Source organism: Pseudoalteromonas sp. S1727, assembly GCF_005886375.1.
Taxonomy (GTDB): Bacteria; Pseudomonadota; Gammaproteobacteria; order Enterobacterales; family Alteromonadaceae; genus Pseudoalteromonas; species Pseudoalteromonas haloplanktis.
The window spans coordinates 91,442-111,615 of sequence record NZ_PNDT01000011.1 but is presented as its reverse complement, the minus strand read 5'-3'; the positions used below and the strand labels follow the sequence as shown (position 1 = coordinate 111,615).

Here is a 20,174-nt window from a genome sequence, read left to right as displayed (position 1 = left end):
CTACGTATAGGGAATGTTTGTAACTTTGCCAGGTAACATTATTAATCGCCGTTTAGGTGTGTTATAAACCACCAAAATGATGGTGTTCAATAAGTTATAAAGCACGGAAGTTTTGATGAAAGCCTCAATTATTGAGTTCACAAGTTATAGTGGTAATCAAATACATATTGAATCAATCAACTACGATTTAGACTATTTAAAAGTAGTTGTTGTCGCTAATTCTAATTTACGAATTGAAATATGTTTTCATCAGCCAATTGGTTTTAGATGTCTCGATGAAGGTGATTTATTAGAGTTTTGGGCAAGCAATCAAATAACTAGTAATTGGCTTTTACAAATACATGATTCTGGTTGGTTCGCACAAGAAAGTAATCGCGCTGGCTTCTTATCCAAAGGTAATACTTTAAGTGAGTATTTGATTAAAGGCAGCAATGAGTGTTTAAATGTTCTAAGCACAGATAAGCCGGTAATAAGTTTGGTATAAATGCTTTATAATCGGGTAGCCGGAGGTCTCTAACCTCCAGCCCCCACACCACCCATCATGCGCTTTTTATTAGCAGGAAGTGCAATGGGCAGTTCATCTTCCGTAATGAATATTGCTCCAAATTTCCCTCAATGATATCAAACCTTGTGAAGCTAAGTGACCACTACTGATGTCATTGTCATCCAGTAGCATATTACAGAGCTTTAGATCCACTATTAGCTGATAAGTATTTGCCATTAGACGGTAGTGACACTATAGTAACACTATTTGAGTAGGGCATATTATGAGAGTAGAACTAGTAACAACTTTGAAACGTCAGGCGACTAAGATCTTATCTGAGCTTCACGCTTCTAAAGAGCCTGTACTCATCACTGAACACGGACAACCATCTGCATACCTTGTCGATGTTGATGATTTTGAATTCATGCAAAGACGTATGCAAATTCTAGAGGCTTTAGCGAAAGGTGAAACAGCAATAAGTCGTGGGGAAACACTCTCTAATATTGACGCTAAAGAGAAAATGAATAAATGGCTGAAATAGTTTGGACAAACCCCGCTTTAGAAGATCTAAACGATATTGCTGAGTATATTGCTTTAAGTAATTTGCAATCAGCAAAAAAATTGGTGGTAGAAATATTTGAAAAAATTGAACGCCTTGAAAGCTTTCCTGAATCAGGCAAAAAACCAATTGAATTAGCTAGTTTAAATTACCGTGAAATAGTGGTTAACCCTTGTCGCATATTTTATAAAATAGACAACGATAAAGTTATAATTTTACACGTAATGAGACAAGAACGAGAATTACGAAAATTCTTGTTATTAGCGTAATATACAACTACCCCATATAAGCCAATTCTTGCAATTTCTATCAGGTGCGTTGGCAATAACTTAAATACCAGCCTGCTGTAGCTGATCTTTAGTAAGCTTTTTAGAATTTGGCATTACCCTAAAATCGTCACTTTTCAGAACCGGTGAAAACGACAACTTTATTTTGAGGTTTGCAGTCAGGCCAGCTTGCTGAGGGCTATCAAAGCGTATTAAAAAGCCTCGAATGAGGCTTTTTAGATAATGGTTAACGACGTCTAGGTTGTGGACGTGGTTGAGGGCGAGGTCTTGAATGTACTGGGGGTCTCACCACTGTGACATTATTATAACGTGGGTAGCCTGCGCCATAATACATAGGGTAGCCATAGCCTGCGCCATACCCTACGCCATAACTCACAGAGCCACTAACTTGGGTGTTTTCACAACCAGCAAGGTTTGCTGTAAGTAAGATGGTAGCTGCACTGATCAACGCAATTTTTAAACGTTTCATTATTTTGCCTCCTGTTCAGTGATACCTAAAATTGCACCATTGGGGTCAGAAATAATGGCTAATAGTTCACCTTTTGGTTGGTAAACAATGGTTGCACCTTGTGCGGTTGCTTTTGCTAATACACTTGCTAAGTCAGTTACTGCTACAAAGTTTACCCATTTATCTCGTTGTTCAACTGAGGCGGGTAGTTTTACGATACTTGCCCTTAGCGCTTGTTGTTTTACTAAGTAAAAACTATCTTGGCTATTTGCCACTTGCTCGGTGCTGTAACCAAAGTTTTTATAAAACTCAGCAGCTTGTTGAGGATTAACACTAAACAACTGTGCCCAATCCCACTTTTTAGCAATACCTTGGTGTGCTGTGTTGTTTTCGTCTAAATCAAGAAACGCGATAATAGCGCCTTGAGGGTCGGCAATCACAGCACGTGTACCATATAAAGCAAAGTCATGAGGTGGAAAAATAATAGACGCATTATGCGCAACAGCATCATCTACACTTTGTTGAACATTGCTGGTTGCAACACTGCCGATCCACAAAGCGTTTTCGCTTTTGTTATCTTGCGCTGGACGTTCAATAACACCTGCAATCGGTTGCCCATCGTCATAAAGTAAATGATAACGACTATTTTGTTCGGTAAAGTCTTTAACAGACCAGCCGAAGGTAGTGGTGTAAAAGTCTAACGATTTTTGTACATTGCCAGTATACAAGTCAGCCCACACAACCTTACCCTGAGAGCTTTGCTCAACAGATGCTGGTGTAGTGACCTGTGTTTCGGCCAGTGAAGTAAAACTATTAAATGACAGTAAGGGAAATAAAACAGCTAAACAGTACGTGCTAATTGGTTTCATAAGTAAATCATCCTTTTTCAATGATTCTACGTTATTTAAACTGCAAGTCTATAAGTGATTGAGTTTTATTCAATTTAATATACGGCACATACAAGGCTAGTTAACAACTGCTTTTATTTTCCCAAAGTATGCTAATAGCATTGCTAATGCACTGGCAACAAGACTGGCCGTGGCAAAGAAATACACTAAGCCTAATGCACTGCCCCACGTATAAACTGCGCTAGTGATGGCAACGATAAGCACAGCAAAACCCATAAACTTTAATAATCGAATAGTTTGCTTCGTTGGCCGCTGAGTTTGGCCAAATAGATCATTATAATGGCGTTGCAGTGATAAACTTAGTAATAAGAAGCCTAACAATTGCAGCAGTACATGCTGTAATATCAACATCGCTAAACTCCCTTTGCAGTTTGCTTTATAAGCGGATTAGAGGCATCTATACCGCTGCGTTTTTGCAACACAACAGCAGCAACAGCAAAGCCCCCAGCAAATAACAGCATGGTTAAGTCAAACCCCAGCATTAACCAATCGTTATTGTGTAAGCTTGCTAACATACTGTGCTTGGTTGTCAGCATATTCACCAGTGGTATCAAGGCATAGGCCGCAGCTGCTAACCAGAGCATATTTTGCCAGACTTTCTCAGCCACTCGTGCCAAACAAAAACAACAACACAGTGCAAACACTATAAATAAGCTGTGCATTTCCCACTGGGCACGACTGACCATTTCAATAGGTAGTAAGCGATTAGCCCAAAAGTAAGCGGCTATGGCTATGGGTAGGCCGACAACTACTGCGGCGTTGAGTTTGTCTATCACATTGATAAACCTAGATTGCTGTTTTTTACGTTTTTGCACCCAAATAATCATTCCAGTTGCAATCATTCCAGCTCCTAACAAGCCTGATAAAAAATACAGCCATCTTAAGTAGATGTCAGCAAACAAGCCTTCATGCAAATGCTCCAACACATCATAGACCTCTGCTGCACTGTATTTTTTACCTGTAGCTTGTTCTATTTGAACTTGCCCGCCGACAGCGCGATAAGTAATAAGCGTCGCAAACTCGATGCCCTGCTGGGCATCAAACCACACTTCAAACCCTGATTGCTCCGTGTTACGGTCTACTACCCCTAAATAATTTACAGCCTGATCCTTAAAACGTGATTTCGCATCAATTAATGCGGTTTCAAGTGATAAGTTCGCAGCAGGTAACGCTATAAATTGCGTTGTTATGTTTTCTGCTTGCGTTTCATCATATAACTGACGGTGCATTTTTTGGCCTTCGCCATAGGTTGCATCCACCACCGGCGCGAATGACACGCCCATCAATAAAACAAGCCCACTGTATGTAATCATTAAATGAAAAGGCAGTGGTAACACACTAAAAATATTATGAATATCGAGCCAGCTTCGCAGCCCTTTATTGGCACGAAAAGTAAAAAACTCAATAAATATTTTTTTATGAATAATCACCCCAGTGACTAAACCAATAAGCATGAGCATCGTTGCTAAACTAGTGACCAAATACCCGACAAAAATCGGCACGTAATGTAAGTTATAGTGCAATCGGTATAAGGTTTCGCCACCACTGGTTTCTCTGGTTGTTATCAGTTCCCCCGTACTAGGGGCAAGGTTTTTTTCATGCCACTGTCTTCGCGTTCCAGTCTCTTTATTGGCGGGTTGCAACCATGAAATATCAATATATGGATCACGTGCTGATGGGTAACTAATGTACCACTGTGCGCCGTCTGCTGCGTGCGTTGTGAGCTGTTGTTGTGCCGTTTTCAGTATCGTTAAGTCATCTATGGGTTCATTGACAATGGCTATTTCGGGTTTCATCCAGCGGTCTATTTCATTTTCAAAATAGCCTACAGTGCCCGTTACAAAAATAAAAAACAGTAACCAAGCAAATGCAAAGCCCGACCACGTGTGTAGCCAGCTCATGGATTGTCTAAATCGAGGTTTCATACTACTGCGGCCCCTGCAAATAGTAATTAAATAAGTGAAGTAAAATACATACACCACCTACAACAACAAAAGCACGTTTTGTTGTTTTAGTGGCAAATACAAATAACACGGTGATAAGGTAAAAAATAAAGCTAAGCATTAACCCAGTAATAATGCTGTTTGTTTTGTCGCTTAATAGGTGGTTTCCTATCAGTATAGCGCTGAGCATTGCTACAAAATACCCGCCGATTAACGCAATAAGCACGCGAATAGTTACATCAATTGCAGTGAGGTGTTTTTTTGTCAGATTCATTGATAAGCGGTAGGTGCTTTATTAAAGCACCTACCTCATTCAGGAGTTAAAATTTATATGACACACTAAGGCGAATATCACGCCCTGGCTCTTTGATCCCTACTACACTTTCATAGCCTGGTATATGCCCGTAATCAGCAACACTGCCGTGGCTTAAGTAAGATTCATCAAGCAAGTTCTGCACTGATAAATCAAACCTTAAATTTGTAAGTGGCTCGTAAGTGACATAAGCATCAAATAAATCGTACCCTGGTTTATTGATTGTTTCGAGCTCGCTCAACCAGCCAAGTTCAATTGAGCGGTGGAATACTTCAATATCATTAAGGCTGGCAACATGATTATAGTTTAAACCAAACTTAATTTGCTCATTTACATGGTAGTTAAAGTTTACATTGATAGAATCGCCAATTGCATTGCCTAAACCACCATATTCGTAGGCGGCCATTTCAATACCATCGATATTAACCGTGCTGTAACCTGAGGCGTCATTGGCATCTGGCCACACAAATGAGGCATTATTTAATTCAACATCGTTATGGCTGTAACTTACGATAACATCAAAATTATCCCCTTGATAACCTGATACCAGCTCAATACCTTTGGTTTCTAAATCACCAATGTTTTCGTAAAATACCCCTTCACGGCCTTTAAACTTATCAAATACCACGTCATTTATTACGCTTAAGTACATTGATGCTTCAAACAACCAGGTACCATCGTTATACACTAAGCCAAGCTCTGTGTTATCGACTTCTTCAGGTGATAGATCTTGATTTGGTGTAAGCTCGCCAACTGTAAAGGCATCAGCTACTTGTCGGCCTCTGAGTGCTTGCGCATAACCAGCAGACAACTTTAATGATTCTGTAAAGCTATACTCAAAACCAATATTACCACTAACGCCATCTTGCTTGTCTGTCGAAAACTCATCTGTTGTAGTCACTGGCGCACCACTGGCATCGGTTTCAACTACCCACACACCATCAACTTGTATCCAGTTGGCTTCTATACCGCTGTGATCCAGTTCATACGCGTCATAACGTGCACCAAAGCTAAGTAACAAAGCATCCGTTAGTTGCCAATGATCTTGCACATAAACACCGGTTACAGTGCCTTTTTCGTCAAAAATACCGCCAAAATCTTCATACGATTGCGAGTGCACTTTATCCACTTTTTGCTCTACACCATATGTCAGCGTATGTTGACCTAAATCACTGGTATTTCGGATATCAAACCCCGTGGTTTCTATTGTGGCATCCCAAGTGTAAAGTTCGCGCTTAAAAGATGATTCGGTTCGATAAATCGTTGTTTCAAGGTTTACTGCACTATTTAAGTACCAAGCATGATTTAATACCATGGTTTCACGCTCTCCCCACGACATAAATAGTGGATCACTTTCAAGCGGAGCCCAGTTAGTCTGTTTACCAAACTCACCTTCTTCTTTACGGTTTTCGTAACTGAGAGTTAAGTTTTGGTTTTCTGTCAGTTCGGCGTTTAGCTTAATAAATGCAAGGGTTTGATCGGCTGCGGTACCGGGTATTTCTTCGCCATCACCGTCGTCCATATTGTCGCGGCTAACATTTACGTATGATGCTAACACCCCGACTTTGTCTGTTAACTTGCCGTATAGAGAGAGGCTTTCTTTGTGGCCGTCATTACTAAAGTAACTCGCTTTGGCAATACCACCAAATTGCTCATTATCACTGAGTAAGTTATCTGCACTTTTTGTTTTAAAGCGAATAGCACCGCCAACAGCGCCTGTACCGGATGTTGCCTCACCTGCACCGGCTTGTACTTCAACACTTTGTAATAGTTCAGGTTCAATAGCAACACGGCCAATATGATGAAACAGTGTACTGGTTTGCGGCGCACCATCTACAGTTACATTAACCATAGAGTCTTCCATACCGCGTACAAATATTTTTTGTGCTATGCCTAGTGAACCACCTACAGTCACAGAAGGCGTATGACGAAAAATATCTTCTAAATCGTTTGCTTGGTAGTTTTCAAGCTCAAGTGGGGTAATTTCTGAATTTGTTGTAGCGCCAACGACTGTGATTTTTTCTATTTTCTTTTCTTGTTTAGACTCTGCATGAGCGTTAAAGCACAGCGCAAGTACAGCACTGGCAATACTGGTTTTTACAAACGTGTTATTTTTTAATACAGATGACATGAACTAGGTCTCAAATAAGTGTTAAATACTTAATTAAGAATTATTACCATTTAAGTTCAGTAATGATACGACTTTTACAATTGTTACATTTAAGAAATAGGAATCATTATCACCACCATTAACCCTCCAACGGGATCGTTCTCTGCGCTGATCTGCGCTCTAACACTGGCTAAGTGACGTTTAGCCAAGGCTAAGCCTAAACCAAAGCTATCACCTTCACTGATCCGCGCGTCGTCGACCCTAAAAAATGGCTCAAATACTTTTTCTAAATACTGCTCAGGAATACCTGGACCTTGATCGCTTATTTGTAATTTGTAACAACCAGCTTCTAACGACATACTAATAGTAACTTGCTCACTAACTGGGGTATAACGCAGCGCATTTCTGATCACGTTTTCAATGGCAGGACACAAAGCGCGGTGGCAACTGTTTTCAATTATTGCACTGGCTGGCGCATTGACAATCAATTTGCGATCAGGAAATTCATAACGGGCGTCTTCAATTAATACATCGAGCAGATCCACCAAGTCAACAGGCTCTTGCTGAATAATGGGCTTTTCATTTTCAAGCCATGCAAGGGTTAAACTGTCTTCAACAAGTTTGCGAATATGCTTAGACTCACGGGTAATTCGCTCAAGATGCTGCTTACTTTCATGTTCATCAAAGTTTTCAACGGCAATATCTAATCGCGTCAATGGCGTTCTTAATTCGTGGGATAAGTCTGAAATAAGCTGACGTTGATTATTAATTAGCTCACCAATATGACTGGCCATTTTATCGAAAGTCAAAGCAAGCTGGGCAAGCTCATCTTTGCGGCCGCCTAAATATTTCGCCACCCTGACTGAAAAGTTACCACGACTAAACTCTGCCGTCGCTTTCTCTAGTTGCTGTAAAGGCGTAATGATATGGCGATATAAAATAATCGATAACACCACTAAAACCAGCATGGGCATAATTATTTGCAACATGAACTTAGTTGTTGTCCAGTGATTACCTGGGCGCATACGATCAGGCAATTTTATAAGTAAACTGGCATTCGAGTCGGTAAATGGGATCTCCATAATGGGGTTTTGCTCAAAATACAAGTGGATCTTCCACTCTACGCTGCGGCCAAAATGATAATTACCGACTATCTCTTTATCAAACGTTTCGCCAGCGATATGCTTAACTTTAAAGCCAGCGATAGATATCCAAGTATTCTCCTGTGCTTTTAAATCTGCCAGCCACGTATTTAACTGGGTTGTCTTTCCCGCTGTATAAAGCTGTTCAGCATGTGCTCCCCACGCTTGTAATTGCGCACGATCTTGCTCTGCAATAAAGCTCATGCTTTCTTCGGTTTTTAAGGTGAATAGGTGTAATAAATAAAAGAATGAAACTAAACCAGTGACTAAAATTAGGCATAACTTCCAAAGTAATTTACGCTTCATTTAAAGCAGTATCCTTTACCATGCACTGTTTGTAAGCGCTCCCCTAGCCAGTTTGCTTCTGTTAGCTTTCTTCTTACTCGACTAAGGTGCATATCGATACTGCGATCATAAGCGCCTAACTTTTTATTGAGTACCGCTTGATATAAGTCTGCTTTACTGACTATTTGATTTTGCTGTGAAACTAACTCCCACAGCAATTTAAATTGGATCGGCGTAAACTCTAGCTCTGCACCATTAACATAAATAACTTGCTTGGCAGCATTAAGCATTAGGCCATCAATGTTTATTTCTACGTGGCTATTAGGTTGAACGCTGACTTGACTACGCCTGAGTAGACTTTCTATTCTTAGTAGCAGCTCTTGGGTGTTAAATGGTTTCGCAACGTAATCATCTGCGCCATGACTTAAACCTAAAATACGCTCTTCTTCAGCGCCTTTTGCCGAGACCATGATGACAGGTTGTTGACTGGTTTCGCGCAATTTTTTTAATAGCGATACACCATCTAATTTAGGTAACATTTTATCAAGTAAAATAAGGTGATGTTGTTGAGTCTGGGCTATTTTTAACCCTGTGACACCATCATAGCACTGCTCAACGTTGTAACCTGATTTAACCAATAAATCGGTGAGGTAATTATTTAACGTACTATCGTCTTCTATTAATAAAACTTTTATTTTTGACACCAGGACACCCAAAATTAATACAAACGATAATTGCTATTGTTTTCATAATAATCATTGAGCTTTGTAATGTAAATAATTACCTAGGTGCTTAAACAATCCACACAGTTTACGTTACGCTTTATAAACAAGTTTAAAAGCGATTTTTCCCATTAGTATTTTCAGGCTTCATAACTTGCTACACTAATCACGTGTCACAAAAGCGTGTAGAATCACGACTTAAAAATGAGCCAAACACTAAACTCACATCTTTTGATGGTTTAAATAAACAGCAGCCGTTAACGCGATGATTTCTTATTCTTGATGCTCAAATTGACCACGATACACTTCAAATACTTTTAACACTGTGTGTTGCGCCTTGCTAAGGCCATCAAACCAGGCATCAAATAAGTCATCATCATCTTGGTCGCTCAACGCTAAATATTGCGCAAGCAATTCAACAATATCATTGTGGGTGCAACTTAATGGATCTATTTGTTGTGCAAGCACACTATGATCACGACTACGTAATGTTTCCATCACCCTCTGATCTATCTCTTGGGTGTTTTCTTGGGCAGATTCACTCATAAAATTCTTAGCTCCTATATCCGACTACATATTATTTATAACAGGCTAATTCCCAATAGCTAGTTTTTTTGATCTAACTGCTTATTTTTTAATTTATTTGTGTAAATTAGCAGCATTGCCGCCACTTCCTGATGTTTAAAATAGTATTTGCAAAGGCTCTTTGTTTACTATAAATTACCGTTATAATATCACATAACACTAATTATTTAGTAAAAGGCGTTTTATGAAACCAAATATTCATCCTGATTACCAAACAGTTGCTTTTCACGATACAGCTGCAGATAGTTATTTTTTTATCGGTTCAACGATCAAAACCGATCGCACCATTGAGCTTGATGGAAAAACTTATCCCTATGTGCCTATTGATGTTTCCAGTGATTCACATCCATTTTATACAGGTAAGCAAAAATCAGTGACTACAGATGGCCGCGTTGCTGCATTCAACCGTCGCTTTAAAAACCTTGGGAGCAAATAATTCATGAAAGTATTAAGTTCACTAAAAAGTGCAAAAAACCGTCCCGGCTGTCAAATTGTTAAGCGCAAAGGTCGCGTTTTTGTAATTTGTAAAGACAACCCACGCTTTAAAGCTGTGCAAGGAATGAAAAAGAAAGGCCGTTGATCTTTTATTTTTGAGTACATTAACTTACTAAACCAGAGTCAGCTTAAAGATTAGTATGTTAATGTGCTCTTTCAATTTCCATGTCATTCGTCGCAACATTTCCTTTACCTTGATACTCCTCTGCAACCCTTGCCATCTCTACTTTTTAGCTAAACAGTACAAAACGCTACATAACTATCATTCACTAAACAAAATTGAAACTTTAAAGTTGCCCATGTTAATCCAGTGCTAATTGCACTTAACAAGTAAAGAACCCATACCCACAATACAAAGATGGGCCTGTGGGAATAGAACAATAATCAACCGGGTGAAACAATGAAAAATCAAAATATACTCAGTGCAAGTATAAAGTTCGCTTTATTTGCTTCTGCAGCGTCGCTTTCAACTCTTGCTGTTGCGCAACAAGAAGAAGACGGTGTAAAAAAAGTAGAGCGTATCGAAGTTACCGGCTCGCGGATTTTACGAGAAGGCGCAATTGCACCTGCGCCTGTTACGGTGATCAGTGGCGAAGATCTCGTTAACACAGGTGCCGTTAATATTGGTGAAGCATTAAATAAATTACCAGCACTAGGTAATACATTCTCATTAGCAAACTCTGGTCGCTACATTGGTACTGCGGGCTTAAATACATTAGATCTTAGAAGCATGGGAACAGATAGAACGCTCGTGCTTGTTAATGGTAAGCGACATGTTTCAAGCTCAGCTGGCTCTCAAGCTGTGGATACAAATGCAATCCCAAGTGTTTGGGTAGAGCGAGTTGAAATCATCACAGGCGGCGCATCTGCGGTATACGGTGCTGATGCAGTTACTGGTGTAGTAAACTTTATTCTTAAGGAAAACATTGAAGGATTTGATGTAAGTGTTACTAAAGGAGCTTCTGAACTTAGTGATTACAATAATGAAAAAGCTACGTTTTCTTATGGTACAAACTTTGATAATGACCGTGGTAATGTAGCCCTTTCTGTAGAATATTCAGCACAAGATACGTTAAATGCATTAGATCACCCATGGACTGATGGATCTTACAGAAGTATGACCAACACCGCACAAACGGCGGAAAATAAAGACGATCCAAACTTCCCTGATAAAATTTATACACCAAATGCAGGCTATTATGCAATAAATAACGCTGGTGTATTTGCCCTAAGCAATGGTTATGTTAATTCATTTAATCCAGACAGCAGCTACCGTGAACTTTATATCGGTGACCAAGTTGATGGCTTAGCTTGTGCTAATTGTGATTCTTTCAATCTAGCACAATTCACAGAAATCCAGCCAAAATTTGAACGCTATAATGTAAACTTTAAGTTCAATTATGATATCACAGAGCAATTAAATGCTTATTTTGAAGCTAAATATGTTAACAGCGAAGGAGAAAGTATTGGTCAGCCAGCATTTTTCTTTGGCGATCCTCGTAATAACATCCAAATAGATAATGCTTATCTAGATCCAGCAATTAAAGCAATGATGGAAGAAGAAGGTGTTAACTCTATCAATGTGCTTCGCATGATGACTGACTTAGGCCGACGAATTGAAAACAATACTCGTGAAACAACACGATTTGTTGCTGGTCTAAAAGGCACTGTATTCAGTGACTGGGAATTAGACTCATCTGTTGTATACGGTCAAACTGATTTAGAGCGTGTTAATGGCGCTAATATGATCATGGCAAATTATTTTAATGCACTAGATGCTGTTAAAGATGATGCCGGTAATATTGTATGCCGCGATGAAGACGCAAGAGCAGCAGGTTGCGTACCTGTAAACATTATGGGTTTTGGTACACCTAGCCAAGAAGCAATTGACTATATCAATACCATATCTGTAGGTACATCTCAAATTACCCAAACAGTTGTATCAGCCTCTTTAGCAAACGCTGCAATATTTGAACTACCAGCAGGTTACGTTGGCTTTGCAGCTGGTGTTGAATACCGTAAAGAAGAAAGTGAAACATTAGAGCCAGATAACGCTGAAGGAACTTTCTTTAACGCACTTGGTGAAGATAAAGGCGAGTTTGATGTAAGTGAAATTTATTTTGAAGCATCAGTGCCATTATTAGCTGACTTACCATTTGTGCAAGATTTAGTATTAGACACTGCTGTACGCTACGCTGATTACAGTACAATTGGCGATGCTACCAGCTGGAAGCTTGGCCTTGACTGGACTGTGAATGATCAATTGCGAGTACGAGCAACGCAATCAGAAGCATTAAGAGCACCAAACATTGGTGAGATCTACGGTGCGCCGAGTCAAACTTTCTACAACGTAGACGACCCTTGTAAAGCCGATAACTTAGATGATTTACAAAATAGCGATACCCGTAGAGCAAACTGTGCAGCACTAGGTGTACCTGCTGACTTCAATTCAGAGTACGACTCTAAAACTTTAGAAGGACTAGTCAGTGGTAATGAAGATGTACAAGGTGAAGAATCTACAAGTACGACCATTGGTTTAGTATACCAACCCTCATTTATAGAAAATGCTGTGCTAACAATTGACTACTGGAAAATTGAACTTGAAGACGCGATTTCTACAATTGGTTCTCAAGACATTCTTGACCGTTGCGTAGATAGCAGTACCGGTATTAATAACCAGTATTGTAACCTTATTACTCGCGATAGCACTTCAAGCGAAATCACACTAATTCAAAACTCAGTTCTTAACGTTTCAGGTCAAGAAGCTTCAGGGATTGATTTTGAGCTAGGTTATGACTTTGATGCTTTTGAAGGGAATGTAACGACTCGTTTAATTGGTACTTACTTAATTGAACGTAAAGATTATCCATTCCAAGACCAGCCAGCTGAATATTATGAATACGCAGGTACAACTGGTGAAGCTCAATGGCAAGCAAACTTATCTCTGGGTTATACCTATGAAAATTTCTTTACGACTTTTGATACTCGTTATCTTGAAGAAGTAAGCTTATATACTGATCAAGAGTTAGAAGACAACCCTAATCCAAGTAATTTATTAACCTATGGCACATACTTTATTTCGGATGCCACCATTGGTTATAACTTTGATAATGGCGTTGGGTTAAAGCTAGGTATCGATAATATCTTTAATCGTAAACTACCATTTGGCACAATCGGAACAGGTGCTGGTAGCGCCAGCTACGACAACATTGGTCGTTTAGGTTATTTAAAACTATCGTATAAGTTTTAAAACAAATGGCACATAACATGTGCCATTACTCTCCCAACAAAGCCTAATTTGATTAGGCTTTTTTATTAAATTAGTAATAAGCGGGTTTATCACTTACCAAATAACAGTTCCCAAAAACCGGGAGGCTCATGTAATTTATGATATTGTTTACGCAGTCCATTAATCGATTTTAATGGCCCTTTAGCAGCATTTAACCCTTGCTCGTTTGCGAGTTTCTTGGCAAGTTCTGCTTTAGACAGTACTTTATCTAACCCTTGTAACGACTGCGTTTCTTCGTTGTGGAATGTCGCTGTTTTAGCACGTTGCACCAACGCAATAAATTCATCAATTGCTTGATTAAACTCACCTAACTGTGTGGCTTCTACACTTTTCTTATAGGCTAACCCCATATTTTTCATATTCGTTTCAAGATCGAGTGTCTCGCCAGCATATAAAACCGGGGTAAAAAGTAATACAAAAAAACATAACAGTGTTTTCATTTAAAACCTAACTGACTAAAAAGTAATTACACATATTGTACACCGCTATGCGTATGAATATAACCTTTGCCTAAATGGGGTCAAGCTATGAGGTTTACCGCTGCTCTGCTAAGATAATAATTAAATTGAATAATTAGTTGAGTGTTTATTTAATGCGATTATGGCGTATTTTTTGTATTTATTCTTTATTGTGTTTTTGCGCAACTACGCATGCCACTGTTAATGTTATTTTTATTAATCCAGGGTTTGATAAACAGCCTAGTACCGACGCGCAGAGTACCGGTGAATTCTGGTATAAAGTATCTAATATAATGCAAGCTGCCGCAGATGATCTAAATATTACTCTCACAACCCATTTCGCCAATCGAAATCATATAACAATGAAAGCACTTATTGCAGATGCAATAAAGTCTAAGCCCGATTATTTAATTCTCGTTGATGAGAAAAAGGTCCTCAGTGATTATTTAACCACACTCAACACACATGATATTCCGATTTATTTTTTATTAAACAGACCTGATAAACTAAAGCTGAGCACTCTTAAGCAACGTAATGTCCACGTCATTGGTAGTGTAGTGCCTGGAAATCAAGAGGCTGGTAAACATTTAGCAACTTTACTATATCAACAACATAGCAAGGTTAATTCAGGAACAATGAATCTCCTCGCATTACTTGGCGATTACACCACACCTGCAGCAATTAAACGACGTGCTGGTTTAGCTAACTTTCTATCTGAACACCCTGATGTGACACTTGTTGCAGAAGATGTTGCTCATTGGTCAAGGCAACAAAGCTATACAAAGACCTTTGCATATTTACAAACAGTGCCAAGTATTAATGCGATTTGGTGTGCCAATGATGCTATAGCCTTTGGCGCTGCCCATGCATTAAATGCGCAGCAACGCAGAGACACTGCTGTCGTAGGTGGTTTCAATTGGGATAGCGCACCTGCTGAGGATACATACTTAGACATTTCTATGGGCGGGCATGTATTATTAGGCGCATATGCGCTGTTAGCTATTTATGATGCGACTAAAAGGCCACAACAATTTGCCATACAGCACGAGGATCTAACCTTTTTTACACAAAAGAAACCGATGCTCCAGCCGCTTATCGAGTATATAAATGATGGCGAATTAGGCAAAATAAACTTTCTAAAATTCGCACGTAGCCAAGCAAACCATTTGATATTCACTGTCGAAAATCTATCTAAAGAGCTCAAAAACACACTGTAAAGGGGCTTTACAGTCATTTTTAAGCACGCTATAACAGTAGTTAGTACCCCCTAAATTTAATAAGCCGAAGGATTTACCATCGGCTTTAAAATGTTTAAGCACGCTATTCGCTATTCGCTATTCGACAACCATAAACCTTGATACGGGCTAAGCTCAATAGTTTGTAGATCGTCAGACAGCTGAACTCCTTCGATTAATTCGTACCAATGTTCTGTTGCGATTAAATTTAGATCAGCTAACAATAATTGCTGTGGTTGAGCACTGACATTGTAAACGCAAAAAATACTTTGCCGTCTGTCGATACTTTGTCGCCAAAAACCAAATAGTGCGCCAGTTAAATGTAGGGTAAACTGAGTTGCATTAGGATGAAATGCAGGCTGCTTTATTCTAACTTTCAATAACTTACGAATGTTTTCAAACACCTGTGCATAGTGGCTACTAGTATCCGCTAATTTGTTAAGTAAATCAGCTTCTTGCCAACGGTGACGATTCACTGAACGGTTATGCTGAGTGTTATCAAAACGCACATAATCATTGGTAGTTCCCATTAAGCTATGGATATAAAGCCCTGGGATCCCCTCCAGCGCAAACATAATGGCATGCGCACATAAAAACCGTTGCAGTCCCCACTTGTCTGGCCCTTGATGAGTTCCCTGCAACGCATCAAATAAAGCTATATTTAATTCATAAGGTGAGCTGGTACCATTTTCAGCAGTACGCATCGACACTTTACCGCCAAAACGACTGACCGTAGTAACCATTTTCGCTACTTCATTGTGATCTAATAACCCCTCAACAGGTCTTAAGCCAATACCATCGTGTGATGCAATAAAATTAAAGTATGCCGTGCCATTTTGTGCCGGCGGCATACTCATCATCCAATGTTTCAATGCTGCGCTGTCACCACTTAATAAAGTGTGTAAAAGTAAAGGCGGGAGTGAAAAGTTATAAATACAGTGTGCTTCATTGGCATTACCAAAGTAAGATAAGTTTTCACGATTAGGAATATTGGTTTCTGTGATGATCACCACATTGGGCTCTACGTGCTCAATTAACGTTCTCAGTAGGCGGATCACCTCATGAGTTTGCGGTAAATTAATACAGGATGTATGCAACTGCTTCCATAAAAAGGCGACGGCATCTAAACGAAAAATTCGTACCCCATTGTCCAAATAATGACGAATAATACCGACAAACTCATTTAATACTTCTGGATTTTCGAAATCAAGATCAACTTGGTCATGGCTAAACGTACACCACACATGGCGCTCTCCTACTGCTGTTTGCACTGTATTTAATAATGGAGATGTGCGTGGTCTAACAACCTGTGATAAATCATCTGCTAGGCTTGCCGTTTTAAAATAACTTAACCCCGGCTCCTTGCCCTGTAAAAAGTTTTCAAACCACCGGCTGCGACTTGAACAGTGATTGATCACTAAGTCAGCCATTAGTTTCACATCGTTCGCAATTGCTTGAATATCCTGCCAGCTCCCGAGTGACTCGTTCACCTGTACATAACTCATCACCGAAAACCCTTCATCTGAGCTATACGGATAAAATGGCAGAATATGTAAAGAGTTAATATAATCTGCACACTGAGTTTTAATAAAGCGATGCAAGGTATGTAATGGTGGCTCTATTGGGTTTGGCACAGCATCTGCAGCATCATTAAAGCGCATGATAGAATCACCGTAGGCGATTAAAATAATATCCTGCTCACTCCAGCGATTTTTATGAGGTGTAGGATCACGAACCGCATCATCTTTTAGCATGGTAGTAATAAGCTGGTTTGCTAATTGTGATAGGCTTACACCAAGATTACTGTCAGCGTAAATTGTTTCTAAGTGCTGCTCAACGCGTTGCTGTAATAACTCTCTGCTCATTATTAACCTCTTTGTTCACTTACGATGAAAACTCTTTATTATCAAGTTCAACCGCTTCTTCCAAACGCGAAAACACATCCGGCATCGCTGAAGCTACGCGGTTCCAACTTGGCACAAACGGCGCTTCCATCGGGTGTTGCAAAAAATGCTGCCCTGCATTCATGATGTTTTGTGCGAACATTTCAACGGCTTTTTCTTCTTGATGAATATCGAGCTTTAAACCATTCATCATGGCATCGTTATGGTAGGTTTCGATAAAATCCAGCGCAATTCGGTAATACGTTGCTTTAAGAGAACGAATGGTTTCAGTGGTAAATGTCACCCCTTGCGTGGCTAACTTACGAAATAGCGCTTTAGTAATGTCTATCGACATTTTCGATAGACCAGCCGCTTGGTTATCCAATGACAAAGTTTGGTGTTTATGATCATAGTTATCTGCGATATCGACTTGGCATAAGCGATTGTGCGAGTAGTTACGGTACATTTCTGATAATACGCCAATTTCTAACCCCCAATCACTAGGTATGCGAATATCGTTTAATACATCACGGCGAAAAGAAAACTCCCCCGCCAATGGGTAACGAAATGAATCCATATACTCTAAATAATCGGTGCTGCCTAAAATCGTTTTAAATGAGCGTAACAATGGCGTTACTAATAAGCGTGAAACACGGCCATTGATTTTGCCGTCTGCGGTTCGCGGGTAAAAACCTTTACAAAATTCATAATTAAAGCGTGGATGGGCAACTGGATAAATTAACCGTGCCAATAAGCTACGGTCATACGTTAAAATATCACAATCATGTAACGCTATAGATTCGACTTTTGCGGTTGCTAACTTATAACCCATGCAATACCAAACATTACGGCCCTTCCCAAGTTCTCGCGGCGCTACGCCGAGCGTTTGCAATTCTTTGTCAAGCGCTTGCAAGCGTGGCCCTTCATTCCATAAAACACGGTGGTGTTGGCCAAGCTCCGCAAAAAATTGTAACGCATGACGATATTGGCTTTCATCAGCTCTATCTAAACCAATTGTAATTTGTGATAAATAAGGCACATGTTTAAGCTCTTTGATGATATTTTGCAGTGCAGGTCCTTCAAGCTCACTGTAAAGAGATGGCAAGATCAAACCCATTGGTCGTTGCTCTGAAAAACGAACCAATTCAGCTTCGATATCTTCAAGTGGTCGATCGGCAATATTATGTAACGTTGTAATGATGCCATTTTGATAAAAATCAGCCATGTGATTGCTCCTGTTTAGACGCTAGTTGCGCTTTGATAACACTTAAATCGGACACTTCGTCTATCCAACCTTGCGGTGCGGGATGTTCACTGAGTAACCAAGGTTTATGAGCTAACTTGGCTTTTGCTTTACTTGCTGGGTTATTAATTAAAATTGCAATATCTGCTTCGTCGAGCATCGCCATGTCGTTTTGACTATCACCTAAAGCAATGGTGGTGAAAGAATAGCGATAATGTTGTTTAAACTGATTAAGTAGCCAATTTTGAGCAATCCCTTTATTAGTATTGCGATTAAGGTGAATAAAACGCCCACCTATTAACACCTCATACTCAAGCGGTTTTATCGCTTCTAAAAAGTCCAACAGTTGCTGCTCTGTCCCTTGCCAAAATAACGGATCTGAATACTCCCGAATGCGTGCAAGCTCACTTTGCTCAATACTCAGCCCCGTAATTTGACTGACTTCTTGTGCAGATAATTGACTAAATAAACGATAATAATCACTAAACTCATGAGCATGAGTATGTAGCTCTTGCTGTAATTGCTTACAACTAGGCGATAATGCATAACGCCAATGCTCATCGAGCTCTTCACATCCTATGGGTTTGAGGTCAAAATAAAATTTAGGGATATAAACTGCGGAACCGTTTTCGATTATAAAAGGTTGGTTATGCCCTAATGATTTTTGTAATGCATTTACCTCTGCAAAAGTTTTACTAGTATTAAAGATAACAGTAATACCAGCTGTCGTTAATTCTGTTAAAAACGGTTTTATTTCATCGCAGTGGTAATCATTATGATCAAGTAATGTCCCGTCTAAGTCGGTAAAAATAAGCGGCATGGAGGTATCATCAGCACGTAACTTCATAGACGCAATATCACGCGACTTATCTAATACTAATAATGCATCAGCATGCTCTGGTAACTGGCTTAAGTTTTCTCGGGTAATTCGCTCAAAGTGAGAGATAAAACGCACTAGCTGCGTTTCATCAAATGTGCCTTTCCCCGCCCCTTTTTTATTTAATAACTTTTGTTCTTGCTCTAACCGCCAGCCATAGACATCTGCAAACGACGGCGCCTTAAGCATTACCGTGTAATCAATCATAGCAAATACATCTTGGTACTCATTGGCTAAGCAGCTATTCACGCAACGTCGCCAAATCCCTTCTGAGTCTTCATGTTCTTCTAATTGATTTACGGGCTGATGTAATTGATACGGCTGCTGTGCTTCACTGCCAACGCACCAGCCTTCAAAAATGATAATATCTACCGCTTGCTCAGTGACAGGCCATAACGATTTTTCAATCGGATCGTCTGTTCTCTTATCAAACTTAGGCAATGAAACACTGCTTTTACCTTGTAACAATTCGCTGAAAGTGTGTTTCATTAAAGCGGTATCATGGGTACCTGGCACACCACGAGTGGCAAACAAAGGATGAACATCTTGTGCCAGTTGCAAACGATGCTCTCGGCTGTGATAAAAATCATCAATCGATATCGCGATACTGTTTAAAGTCGTATTACAATTAAACCAAGTAACTAAAAAGTCAGCCAGGGTTGATTTACCCGAGCCTTGACAACCGTTTATAGCCACCAGCATTGGTCGCCCAGTTGGTTTAAAACGAAGAATATCTTCTGCTAACGGCACAAAATACTGCTCGCTTAAATATTGGTATTTAAGGGGTAGCTGATGCTTTGCTAAAAACGGGGTAATATCCACAATATTGGCCTCTTGCATAATCGCTCCTGATCAGTATGACACTGTTAACAAGATAAATGCAGTTAGTAGACCACTATTTAAATACC

Annotated in this window: 20 protein-coding genes; 7 read left to right on the top strand and 13 right to left on the bottom strand. The window is 39.7% G+C overall.

The genetic code is table 11. The features are described 5' to 3' along the window. Positions 1 to 115 precede the first annotated feature (115 nt). The 3 genes from CWB85_RS03890 (at position 116) to CWB85_RS03880 (ending at position 1,312) form a co-directional block, all read left to right on the top strand. Positions 116 to 484 (top strand): hypothetical protein, encoded by a 369-nt coding sequence (locus tag CWB85_RS03890; protein ID WP_016706748.1) that lies wholly within the window; start codon positions 116 to 118, stop codon positions 482 to 484. A gap of 283 nt (positions 485 to 767) precedes the next feature. Beyond that, positions 768 to 1,025 (top strand): type II toxin-antitoxin system Phd/YefM family antitoxin, encoded by a 258-nt coding sequence (locus CWB85_RS03885; RefSeq protein WP_016706749.1) that lies wholly within the window; start codon positions 768 to 770, stop codon positions 1,023 to 1,025. Continuing rightward, a complete protein-coding gene (locus tag CWB85_RS03880) occupies positions 1,013 to 1,312 on the top strand; it encodes a type II toxin-antitoxin system RelE/ParE family toxin (RefSeq protein ID WP_016706750.1) in 300 nt (99 codons plus the stop codon). The genes CWB85_RS03885 and CWB85_RS03880 overlap by 13 nt, the downstream gene beginning before the upstream one ends. A gap of 244 nt (positions 1,313 to 1,556) precedes the next feature. Here the strand turns inward: CWB85_RS03880 and CWB85_RS03875 are convergent, their stop codons facing one another. The 9 genes from CWB85_RS03875 to CWB85_RS03835 form a co-directional block, all read right to left on the bottom strand. Continuing rightward, complete coding sequence (locus CWB85_RS03875) at positions 1,557 to 1,799, bottom strand: hypothetical protein (RefSeq protein WP_016706751.1); 243 nt, start codon at positions 1,797 to 1,799, stop codon at positions 1,557 to 1,559. After that, entirely contained in the window at positions 1,799 to 2,647 is an 849-nt protein-coding gene (locus CWB85_RS03870) for a VOC family protein (RefSeq protein WP_138554159.1), read from the bottom strand. Before CWB85_RS03870 ends, CWB85_RS03875 begins: the two co-directional genes overlap by 1 nt. Before the next feature lie 96 nt (positions 2,648 to 2,743). Further along, positions 2,744 to 3,037 (bottom strand): DUF3325 domain-containing protein, encoded by a 294-nt coding sequence (locus tag CWB85_RS03865; RefSeq protein WP_138554158.1) that lies wholly within the window; start codon positions 3,035 to 3,037, stop codon positions 2,744 to 2,746. A gap of 2 nt (positions 3,038 to 3,039) precedes the next feature. Beyond that, on the bottom strand, positions 3,040 to 4,587 hold the full coding sequence (locus CWB85_RS03860; protein WP_138554157.1) for a PepSY-associated TM helix domain-containing protein: 1,548 nt from the start codon (positions 4,585 to 4,587) through the stop codon (positions 3,040 to 3,042). 25 nt (positions 4,588 to 4,612) lie between these two features. Continuing rightward, complete coding sequence (locus CWB85_RS03855) at positions 4,613 to 4,903, bottom strand: DUF3649 domain-containing protein (protein WP_138554156.1); 291 nt, start codon at positions 4,901 to 4,903, stop codon at positions 4,613 to 4,615. Between the two features lie 46 nt (positions 4,904 to 4,949). Beyond that, entirely contained in the window at positions 4,950 to 7,073 is a 2,124-nt protein-coding gene (locus tag CWB85_RS03850; RefSeq protein WP_138554155.1) for a TonB-dependent receptor, read from the bottom strand. Between the two features lie 89 nt (positions 7,074 to 7,162). Beyond that, on the bottom strand, positions 7,163 to 8,500 hold the full coding sequence (locus CWB85_RS03845) for a HAMP domain-containing sensor histidine kinase (RefSeq protein ID WP_138554154.1): 1,338 nt from the start codon (positions 8,498 to 8,500) through the stop codon (positions 7,163 to 7,165). Further along, the gene (locus CWB85_RS03840) at positions 8,497 to 9,183 is read right to left on the bottom strand and encodes a response regulator transcription factor (protein WP_016706758.1); all 687 of its coding nucleotides are present in this window, start codon (positions 9,181 to 9,183) and stop codon (positions 8,497 to 8,499) included. The genes CWB85_RS03845 and CWB85_RS03840 overlap by 4 nt, the downstream gene beginning before the upstream one ends. 291 nt (positions 9,184 to 9,474) lie before the next feature. Next, positions 9,475 to 9,747 carry a hypothetical protein gene (locus tag CWB85_RS03835; RefSeq protein WP_016706759.1) on the bottom strand — a complete coding sequence of 91 codons (273 nt, stop codon included), beginning with the start codon at positions 9,745 to 9,747 and terminating at the stop codon, positions 9,475 to 9,477. 223 nt (positions 9,748 to 9,970) lie between these two features. Between CWB85_RS03835 and CWB85_RS03830 the strand changes: the two genes are divergently transcribed. The 3 genes from CWB85_RS03830 (at position 9,971) to CWB85_RS03820 (ending at position 13,531) form a co-directional block, all read left to right on the top strand. Then, positions 9,971 to 10,222: a type B 50S ribosomal protein L31 gene (locus CWB85_RS03830; RefSeq protein WP_016706760.1), complete on the top strand. Its 252-nt coding sequence runs from the start codon at positions 9,971 to 9,973 to the stop codon at positions 10,220 to 10,222. Positions 10,223 to 10,225: 3 nt separating this feature from the next. Next, complete coding sequence (gene ykgO / locus CWB85_RS03825) at positions 10,226 to 10,366, top strand: type B 50S ribosomal protein L36 (protein ID WP_016706761.1); 141 nt, start codon at positions 10,226 to 10,228, stop codon at positions 10,364 to 10,366. 315 nt (positions 10,367 to 10,681) lie between these two features. Continuing rightward, positions 10,682 to 13,531 (top strand): TonB-dependent receptor plug domain-containing protein, encoded by a 2,850-nt coding sequence (locus CWB85_RS03820; protein ID WP_138554153.1) that lies wholly within the window; start codon positions 10,682 to 10,684, stop codon positions 13,529 to 13,531. Between the two features lie 89 nt (positions 13,532 to 13,620). On the opposite strand, the gene CWB85_RS03815 is transcribed toward CWB85_RS03820, so the two are convergent. Beyond that, complete coding sequence (locus tag CWB85_RS03815) at positions 13,621 to 14,010, bottom strand: cytochrome b562 (RefSeq protein WP_016706763.1); 390 nt, start codon at positions 14,008 to 14,010, stop codon at positions 13,621 to 13,623. Between the two features lie 152 nt (positions 14,011 to 14,162). Between CWB85_RS03815 and CWB85_RS03810 the strand changes: the two genes are divergently transcribed. Continuing rightward, positions 14,163 to 15,245, top strand: a complete 1,083-nt coding sequence (locus tag CWB85_RS03810) for an ABC transporter substrate-binding protein (RefSeq protein WP_138554152.1) — start codon at positions 14,163 to 14,165, stop codon at positions 15,243 to 15,245. Positions 15,246 to 15,355: 110 nt separating this feature from the next. On the opposite strand, the gene CWB85_RS03805 is transcribed toward CWB85_RS03810, so the two are convergent. From CWB85_RS03805 to CWB85_RS03795, 3 genes are read right to left on the bottom strand one after another with little or no spacing between them, the layout of a single operon-like run. After that, entirely contained in the window at positions 15,356 to 17,128 is a 1,773-nt protein-coding gene (locus CWB85_RS03805; protein WP_138554151.1) for an alpha-amylase family glycosyl hydrolase, read from the bottom strand. Positions 17,129 to 17,147: 19 nt separating this feature from the next. Beyond that, the gene (locus CWB85_RS03800; protein ID WP_138554150.1) at positions 17,148 to 18,371 is read right to left on the bottom strand and encodes a glycosyltransferase family protein; all 1,224 of its coding nucleotides are present in this window, start codon (positions 18,369 to 18,371) and stop codon (positions 17,148 to 17,150) included. Further along, positions 18,364 to 20,106, bottom strand: a complete 1,743-nt coding sequence (locus tag CWB85_RS03795; protein ID WP_138554149.1) for an HAD-IIB family hydrolase — start codon at positions 20,104 to 20,106, stop codon at positions 18,364 to 18,366. The genes CWB85_RS03800 and CWB85_RS03795 overlap by 8 nt, the downstream gene beginning before the upstream one ends. Positions 20,107 to 20,174 lie beyond the last annotated feature (68 nt).